At 46.9% G+C, this 8,427-nt stretch carries 9 protein-coding genes; 1 reads left to right on the plus strand and 8 read right to left on the minus strand.

The window, feature by feature from the left end:
- Positions 1-67 precede the first annotated feature (67 nt).
- Positions 68-1,921, minus strand: coding sequence for a TonB-dependent receptor (locus tag Q0546_RS02655; RefSeq protein ID WP_298790283.1), 1,854 nt, complete (start codon positions 1,919-1,921; stop codon positions 68-70).
- Positions 1,922-2,179: 258 nt separating this feature from the next.
- Here Q0546_RS02655 and Q0546_RS02660 point away from each other — a divergent pair, with 258 nt between their 5' ends.
- Entirely contained in the window at positions 2,180-2,311 is a 132-nt protein-coding gene (locus tag Q0546_RS02660) for a hypothetical protein (RefSeq protein ID WP_002948977.1), read from the plus strand.
- A 17-nt stretch (positions 2,312-2,328) separates the two neighbouring features.
- Here the strand turns inward: Q0546_RS02660 and Q0546_RS02665 are convergent, their stop codons facing one another.
- The 7 genes from Q0546_RS02665 to Q0546_RS02695 form a co-directional block, all read right to left on the minus strand.
- The gene (locus tag Q0546_RS02665; RefSeq protein WP_298790286.1) at positions 2,329-2,922 is read right to left on the minus strand and encodes a hypothetical protein; all 594 of its coding nucleotides are present in this window, start codon (positions 2,920-2,922) and stop codon (positions 2,329-2,331) included.
- A gap of 109 nt (positions 2,923-3,031) precedes the next feature.
- Positions 3,032-3,529: a TlpA disulfide reductase family protein gene (locus Q0546_RS02670; protein WP_298790289.1), complete on the minus strand. Its 498-nt coding sequence runs from the start codon at positions 3,527-3,529 to the stop codon at positions 3,032-3,034.
- 13 nt (positions 3,530-3,542) lie between these two features.
- On the minus strand, positions 3,543-4,280 hold the full coding sequence (locus Q0546_RS02675) for an ABC transporter ATP-binding protein (protein WP_298790291.1): 738 nt from the start codon (positions 4,278-4,280) through the stop codon (positions 3,543-3,545).
- A 1-nt stretch (position 4,281) separates the two neighbouring features.
- Entirely contained in the window at positions 4,282-5,421 is a 1,140-nt protein-coding gene (locus tag Q0546_RS02680) for an FtsX-like permease family protein (RefSeq protein ID WP_298790293.1), read from the minus strand.
- Entirely contained in the window at positions 5,408-6,688 is a 1,281-nt protein-coding gene (locus Q0546_RS02685) for an ABC transporter permease (protein WP_298790295.1), read from the minus strand. The genes Q0546_RS02680 and Q0546_RS02685 overlap by 14 nt, the downstream gene beginning before the upstream one ends.
- Positions 6,685-8,052, minus strand: a complete 1,368-nt coding sequence (locus Q0546_RS02690) for a Fe-S-containing protein (RefSeq protein WP_298790297.1) — start codon at positions 8,050-8,052, stop codon at positions 6,685-6,687. The genes Q0546_RS02685 and Q0546_RS02690 overlap by 4 nt, the downstream gene beginning before the upstream one ends.
- A gap of 65 nt (positions 8,053-8,117) precedes the next feature.
- On the minus strand, positions 8,118-8,427 hold a 310-nt coding region (locus Q0546_RS02695; protein ID WP_298790299.1), incomplete at its 5' end, for an iron transporter.

An 8,427-nucleotide genomic window follows, 5' to 3' on the forward strand; every position in this document is an offset into this window, starting at 1 on the left:
GGTAATGACCGAGCCAAATTTAAAAGCAACGAAGTATAGAGCAAAAAGACAAGCCGCCGCCCAAATTTTAAAAACTAGAGTGAAAACTAACAAACACCGCCCTCCCCGGCGCATGCACCACCGCAGGATCTAGCGCACCTACGTGCTCGCCGCTGATAAACTCGGCGTAATCTTTATCAAAGATATTCGTCACGCCTAGCCTCACGCCCCAGCTGTTTTTAAACTCAAATCCGCCGTAAACGTCCATCGTCGTAAAGCTCTTTGCGGCTTCGCGCTTATCGATGCCAAAGCCGGTGGTTTTATCAAAATCTCCCCTATTTTGCTTTGCTACGTAGCGCACCGCAGTGCCGATATTGTAGCTGCCAAAGCTCGCGTAGTCTTTGTAATCAAAGGCCAAATTTGCCTCAAACGGGCGGATCTGATAGAGCGGTCTGCCGTCAGTTTTGTTTTGTCCGTAGTTGTAAAATAACGAAGTTTTTAGCCCGAAATTTCGCGCGAAGTTATACTCGCCGCGCAAATTTACGCTGTAAATTCTAGCGTCGACGTTACGCGTGATGACGGCGTTTCTGTTTATTGGCGGCGTGGATGAAGCGGCATGACGGCGATCGTAGATAACCAGATCCTGCACGTCGTCTGCGATAAAGTGCCCGCCCACGCTAAAGCTATCCTCGCCCTGGCGCGAACTTAAGTAATCTTTATAAAATTCGCTCTTGTAAGTAAAGCCCAAATTTACGCGGTTGTGACGCTCCGGTTTTAGCAGCGGGTTGCTCACCCAGCCGTTATTCATCGGACCGTAAAGCGTGTTAAATCGCTCCATGTTGCCGGGTATGCGCTGCAAGCTCTCAAGCGCCGCGTAGTAGCTATCCAGCTCGTTTGGCGTGAAATCGTATTTTAGGCTAGCGCTTAGGCCATCTTGCTTGACGCTACTGTCAAAATCATATCCATAAACGCTGCGGATAAGCCCTTTTACCGTTCTAAGCGGTGCGGCGGGCGCAAAATAGGGCTCGTTTAGCCCCTTTAAATTTGATCTCATCCAGTCGTAGTTTAGAGCTAAACTAAGCTTGTGAGCGTCGTTAAATTTATAGCTTAGCGTATCAAAAATCCTCGTTCGCTTATTTGTCACGTCGGCAAACCTATATCCGTTAAAAACCCAGCCGCTAGGCTGTTTTACGTACCTTTTGCCCTCATGATTATCGTGCTGATAGCTGATACCCGCAAGATTATGAAAGTCGCCCAAGTCCGCGTCGTATTTTAGCTCGGCGTCCACGATTTTTCTATCCAGTTCGACCTTGACCGTCTGCGCCGCGCTTCTTAGATGATAGTTGTCGGCGTTTCTGCTCACGTCGCGCAGCATTAGCTCGAAATTTAGCGTATTTGATAGATCCTCCGCGCCGATACGAGCGTTAAATTTACCGACGTATCGCTCGGTCTTGACGGCGTCCATGAGATGGTGAGGCTGCTTGTCGTCGTCGATGTTGTCGTGTACGAGCGTAAATCTAAACTCGCTTAGCTCGCTAGGCACGAAACCAACGACTGCGCTTTGCCCCTGCCTGGCGTAGCCGTAGTTCCACTCTCTGCCGCCGCCGTCTTTGTAGCGGTTGGCTTTAGAAAAGTTCGCGTTTAAAATCGTGTAGAAATTTGCGCCGCGGTATTTAAAAAGTCCCGAACCGTAAAACGTCCTGCCGTAAAATCCGCCCGCGACGTGAAATTTATTCATAGAATTATCAAGCAAATCCGTCACGAAAAAATAATCATCCCTAGGCGCGCGGTCGAATTGGTTTTCGGGAAACGCGCTTTGGGCGATGTTTGGCGTATAAGGCGGCGGAGGCGTAAAATCCTTTATCGGCTTTATGACGTCGAGATTTGCGCCGTTTGCAAATAGCGCCGTCGCAGCCGCAGCCAGACTGATAGCTAATCTCATTTAGTATCCTTTATGATAATTTTGATTTTTTGTATCATAATTATATAGAAAAATATTTGAAAAAATCTTGATTTTCGTTTTTGACGCTAGAGAAGTTAAATTTGATAAACGTAAATTTTAGGCAAAGAGTGAATAGTCTGAATCGATGTGTAAAATTTAAAAACTCAAATTTACATTTTCAAGGTGCGGGTCTCGGTGGGTAAAATTTGAAGCCGAAATTGACAAATTTGACTTTAAATTTGAGCGTAAAACGATAAGGTGAAGTATTTTTTCTTTAGACGAGGCGGAAATGAGCCGAGCGAGGGCGCGTATATAAAATACGTAACCGAGCTTCGGCGAAATTTCCTTCTGCTTGCAGTTGCGAGTGCAACGAAGCAAAGCGAAGTATAAAGGAAAAAGACAAGCCGCTAAGGATAAAAGAAACTAAGTATCTGCGTCGCCGCTTTTTCTTCTATGTATGGGATTATATAACTTGGCGAATAAAGATTTTGGCCGCTTTCGATCTCGAGATTGGTTCTTTGTTCGCTGCCGTTTGCGCGGATCATCACGCTGATATAGGCTCTATACAGATAATAATCCGTCCTGTCGTAAAAATCATCGTCAAACGGGTCGCCAAAAAGCATGCCAAAGCCCATGTTACGCCTGTATCCGTAGCCGCCCCAGCCGTAACCCATGCTCATATACGCGCGCGGGCGTTCGCGTCGCTCAAAGCGCTGCAAGCTCGTAAAATCGCCCATTATCACGATATCAGCGCTCTTTTGATCCATGCTTTGGGTAAAGCCGTTTTGCAGTAGCTTGTTTCGCACGGTATTTTCTAGCGTGTTTGCGTAGCCGCAGGAGTTTTTAAAGTAAACGTAGACGCTGCGCGAGGCTTTTTTCACGTCGCCGTTAGTGATGAAAATCGGCACCGTGCTTCTAGCATAAAGCTCTGGCGTGCGGGGCTCGCCGCAGCCTACGAAAAAAATCGCAAATAGCAAAATAGAGAAAATTTTTGGTTTCATTTCGCGTCTCCTTATTCAAATTTGACCGCCGCAAATTTAACGCGGACGGGTCAAATTTAGGATCAAATTTAAGCGTATTTTACTACTAAATCTTTACGTTTGAGTAAATTTATAACACGAGCTTGATCTCGTTTTCAAGGGTTGCTTTTGGCGTGAGTCCAATGAAGCGCTTTTTGAGATTGCCCTCGCCGTCAAAGACGAATATCGCGGGCACGCCCATCACGCCGCCTACGGCCTTGCTAAAATAATCAACCGAAACCTTATCGCTAATCACGTCGTAGGCAATATGGTGCTGCCTAACCATGTCGATATCTTTATCAAATCCAAGGCTCGGTCCAAATATCCCGTAAACGCCGAATTTGTCCTTAAATTCGGAGTAAATTTCATTTACGATAGGAGCTTGCGCTACGCAGGCGCCGCAAGAAGTGCCGAAGAAAAATAGCATGTATGGCTTGCCGTCCGTTTTGAGTCGTCTGCCCTCCGGGAAATAGTGCGTATCTACGCCCTTTGGCGAGTTTAGGCTGATGTGGTGTTTGTCAAAGCCGCTATTTCCGCAGCCAGCGATCATCGCCGCCGCAAAGACTAACAATATATATTTTTTTATCATAATTCTCCCAAATTTAAACCGTCGCAAAGGCGCTTTGACCCTTTGGCTCGCTTGCTAGTCTCTCGCATGCCTCCGCACGCTCGCCCTCGCTCACGTAGTGGATATTTTCCATCTTGCCGTGCCTTAGATAGACGATCTTATCGCCAAACTGCCCAAGATCGGGGTTATGCGTGATGAGCAGGATGGTTTTGCCCTCGCTTCGCAGTTTTTGAAACAGCTCCAAAACTACGCGCTCGTTGGCTTCGTCTAGGTTACCAGTCGGCTCGTCGGCTATCAAGATATCAGGATCGTTGATCAGGGCGCGCGCGATGCACAGACGCTGCTGCTCGCCGCCGCTAAGCTGACTCGGACGGTGATCTAGCCTATGTCCCAGTCCAACGCGCTCGAGCGCCTTTTTAGCGTCCTCTTCGTCCACACTACTGTGATAGTACTGCGCTATCATCACGTTTTCGACGCAGTTTAGGTAGGGGATGAGGTGAAACTGCTGAAATATTAGCCCGATCTTTTCGCGGCGAAATTTGAGCGTCTCCTCGTCGCTAAGTCTGCTAGCGTCGTCTCCGCCTAGCGTGTACGTGCCTGCGGTTGGCTCGTCCATAAGCGAGAGGATATTTACCAGCGTACTTTTACCGCTACCGCTTGGACCCATTATGCTAACCCATTCGCCGGCATTTACGTCAAAGGTAATGCTCTCCAGCGCTCTTACTTCGCCAAATCTTTTTTCTATCCCGTTTAATCTTATCGCGTACTGCATATTATTCTCCTCTTAAAATATCGGCCATCTTATTTTCTAGCGCCCGTTTGATCGGATAGATCGAGGCCACGCCCGCAAAAACGAGCGAGATAACCATCGCTATCGGTATGCTCATAAATCTAAAATCGATGCTCGAATCAAAAATCGCGTAGCCTAAAATTTGCGCCAAACCATAGCCTAAAATAGCACCCGCCAAAGCCGCCGCAAGCGCCGTGACGAAGGTCTCGACGCCGAACAAATTTAACACGTTTTTCTTACTAGCTCCAAGTGCTCTAAGCAGCGCGATCTCCTTTGAACGCGAAAACAAAATCGCGCTTAGAGTCGTGTTTACGCACATTGAAGTGATAAGCAAGATGACAAAGCTAACTAGCGCCATCAAAAGCTTAATTTTGTCTAAAATCAGACCCTCTGATTTTGAAATTTTAGCCACGGGTTTAACCGAAATTTGCTCGTCGCTAAGGCTCTTGCCAAGCTCGCTGATGTAGTCAAATTTGCCCGTCACTACGGCCTCGGCATAGTTTAACGCATTTGGCTCGTTTGCTATCTTTTGCGCTAGAGGTAGCGAGATGATGAGTAGCGAGTCCTCTTTGTCGCCGTCTTGCACGATGCCGCGGATCTTTACTTTTTCGCCCGCATTCGCGCCGATTTGCCTTACTTCGATCGTGTCGCCAACCTTAAATCCGCTTTGTTTGGCTAGATCGGTGCCGATTAGTGCGTTTCTCTCGTCAAAATCAAGCGTTATGCCTTGCCCCTCTTTAACCTCTAAAAACGGCTTAACCCGCGTTAGATCGCTAAATTTGACGCCCATAGCGATCGCGGTCGTTGGGCCTATGTTTACCTGCGTGAAAAGATATCCGCTCTGCCCGATTAGCTTGTCGCTTGGGATTTTGGCGATCTTTTCGTTAAATTTAGCCTCGTCTATTGCGTCGCTAACGGGGTCTGCGGGAGCGAAAACCACGTTAGCACCGTAGCTTTTTAGCTCCTTGGTTACTTTTGAGTCGATATCTAGATATACGTTTACAAAAGCCGCCGTCACGCACGCGCCAAGCAGGATAGAGACGATGATGACGCCCACTCTAGCCGCGCCAAAGCGCAGGCTTTTAAAAATGACGTTATAAAAAAAGCCTTTATTTGCGATCATATAGCACCTCCGCAGGCAAGAGTTTAACGACGCTTCTCATCGGCACGAGCGAGCCCGCGATCGAGATAAGAAGCGCAAAAGCGATACTAAGCGGAAGCACGATCCACGCGATGCCGATGCCGTAGCCAAAGATACTGTAAGCGATTATGTAGCTAAGCGCGTAACCCAAAAACGCACCCAAAATGCCCGCAAAAAACGCCACGACTAGGCTTTCGCTCGCAAAAAGGGCGTAAATTTCAAAGTTGCTAGCACCTATGGCTTTTAGTAGGCCGATCTCTTTTTTGCGTCTGTAAATTTCGCTAGTCATCAGCGAGGTGATGCCGATAGAGGAGACCGCAAGCGCGATGACGCTAACGATACCCATTAGGCTTTGGATTTTTTTCACGATATTACTCTCGGCGTCGCTTACCTGCATCATCGCCTTTGCCGCGACGCCAGCGTAGTTCTCCTCGATCTGATAGGCTATGGAGCTAACATAGGCCGAGCAGTACCACATATCGTATTCGGCACTATCTAGGTTGTCTAAATTTCGCCTGGCCTTAACCGAGAGGTCGTTTTCCGGGATCGTCATCGCCGAAACCTCGGCTTTTGAGTACTGTCCGGGCTTATTTAGAAGCTCCTGAGCTAGCTTTAGCGAGGTTACGATCTTATAGCTTTCTTCGCCGGCTCCTTTTAGCACGCCCGCGATTTTTACGCTACGTCCGTTTAAATTTAGTTCGCCGCCGACGCTCAAATTTCGCTTTGCGGCTAAATTTTCGCCCACGAGTACGTTTTGCGTATCGTCGTCCTCTATCCATTTGCCCTCAACCGCCCAAAAGCCAAATAGCGTTTTTACGCCCGTTTTAAACTCCGGCTCGTCAGCCACGTTTGCAAATTTATCAAACCAAGTGCCCGTGATTTGGTATTTTTCGCCGCTAGCGTCCTTTACCTCTCCGTTTAGAAACGGCGCAAACGCCACGATGTTGTTTCGCCAAAAAATTTCCTTTACCTTATGCAAATCCTCTTCGTTTAGGTAGTTTTGCGATTTTAGCGGGGTGAAATTTTTGCCCTCGATCTCGATAGCTAGCGCTTCGCCCTTTGGCAAGACGACGATGTTTGAGCCGTAGCCTCGCAGCTCACTAGCGATCTGATCGCCGATTTTTAGCGTGATATTTAGCATACAAGCGATCAAAACCGTCGCCAAAAGTATGGTGATAAAGGCCATACCTTTTTGCACCTTTGAGCCGGTGATCGAGCTTTTTATAAGCCTTAGTTGCATATTTTTCATTTTAAAGTCCCGTTTATATCGACGTATTTTTCAGGGTTGGCTTCAAATTCCGCCTGAGTTTTTTCGTTTTCAAAGAAATACGTCCTGTTGTAGTATAAATAAGATTTCGAGCCGATATTGCTTACTTTCTTGCGGCTTACCGGATCTAGCACCATTTTTTCGACGACTTTTGAGAAATAGTTCGCACCGCTTTGGATGGTATCAAGCGTTACGGTTACGAATTTGCCGTCAAATTCAAACGGCATAGGTATCGGGTTGCAGCCGCCCTCTTTGCCGACTGATGGCAAGAAAATGCGTACATTGCACGAGATGCAGATGAGATCGCCGCCCTTTTTGACGTAGCCCATATCGCCACATATCGCGCACGCGTCAAAGACGATGATCGGCGAAGCGCGGTCTGAAAAGCGGTTTAAAAGAAAAAACCTTATCTCCCTGCCTTCGTCGTTTATATAGGCGTAGCGGTGAAGTTCGTTGTCGGCGAGTTTTTCGACGTCAAATTTAAACTCGTTGTTTACGGGTTCTACGATGATAGGATCTGAGATCTCGGGCGGTTTAGATGCGTGCAGATCGTAGTAAAGCCCGAAAATAAGAGCCGTAACGACGATAGCTATGCTACTTTTTGAGTTTGTCGCCATGAAATTTCTAGCCGCGTTGTTAAATCTAAATTTATTCGAGCCCACGACTGATTTTACGAGCGGAGCCGGACGTTTTTTGAAATTTATAGCCGCCAAAATCAAAACCGAAAAGATGAAAAAATACTGCGCAAAAGTCGTATAGTAAATACCCTTAGCCACGAGCGAGAGCGCCCACGGATACGTAGGTATCATGCCCGCTCGCATAAACTCAAGCCCCGTGTTTGAAATAGCTTGCACTATCAAAACTGCAAGAAAAAGAAGCGAAAACGTCCATAAGACATGCTTGCACAGGCACTCTTTTAAATTTGAAACGACGAAAAATAAAATCAGTAAAAGCAAAAATGCAAATATCATCAAAAATAAGCTGATGATGGACTGCGTATCGAGTAGCTCGCCTGCAAATACCGGAAAATTCGCGCTAGCGTGAGCATAGGTTAAGCCGTAGCCCGCGCCCAAGGCGAAAAACGTTATCATCTTTGCAGGGTTAAATTTGATAAAAATCCAAAGCGCGCTAACTAGCAAAAATACCAAAGTAGCCGCGTCAAATACCATTTTAACGCCCGCGTCGTGAAGCGTGAGTCTAGCGATCTTAAAAACGACTATGCCTGCTGCGATACCCAAAACCGAGGGTAGAAACAGCGCTTTTAGGCTCTTTTTGTCGTTGTTTAACGCTGCAAAAAGGACAAATCCCAGTAACGATGAGATAACTTGGACGAAATATATAGACATGATCAGCCCTGTAATTTAAGAATTTGAATAAAATTTAGAGCGGACTTAGCCGCTCTAAGCCCGAATTATTTAGCAGGCGCTCCGGTATATTGGAATTTATAGGTCGTGGTAAACGGCTCGAACCATTTACCTACGCCCGTTTCTTTGTCTGCGTGACGACCGAAGCCTTGTTTTTCAGGATTTTCTATATGAAATTTTAGCTCGTAGTTGCCCACACCTGCGTCCATTTTTAGGTTAGCGCCGTAGTGAGGACCGTCGCTTGCAACCATAGGCATAAATGTTCCTTTTTTAACTTTGCCGTTATCAAGGTTTTTTAGCTCGTAGTTAATCTTTAGGTATGGGATCCACTCACCTTCGCCAAAGCCGTTTTTATTA

The organism is uncultured Campylobacter sp. (assembly GCF_937997465.1).
GTDB lineage: Bacteria > Campylobacterota > Campylobacteria > Campylobacterales > Campylobacteraceae > Campylobacter_A.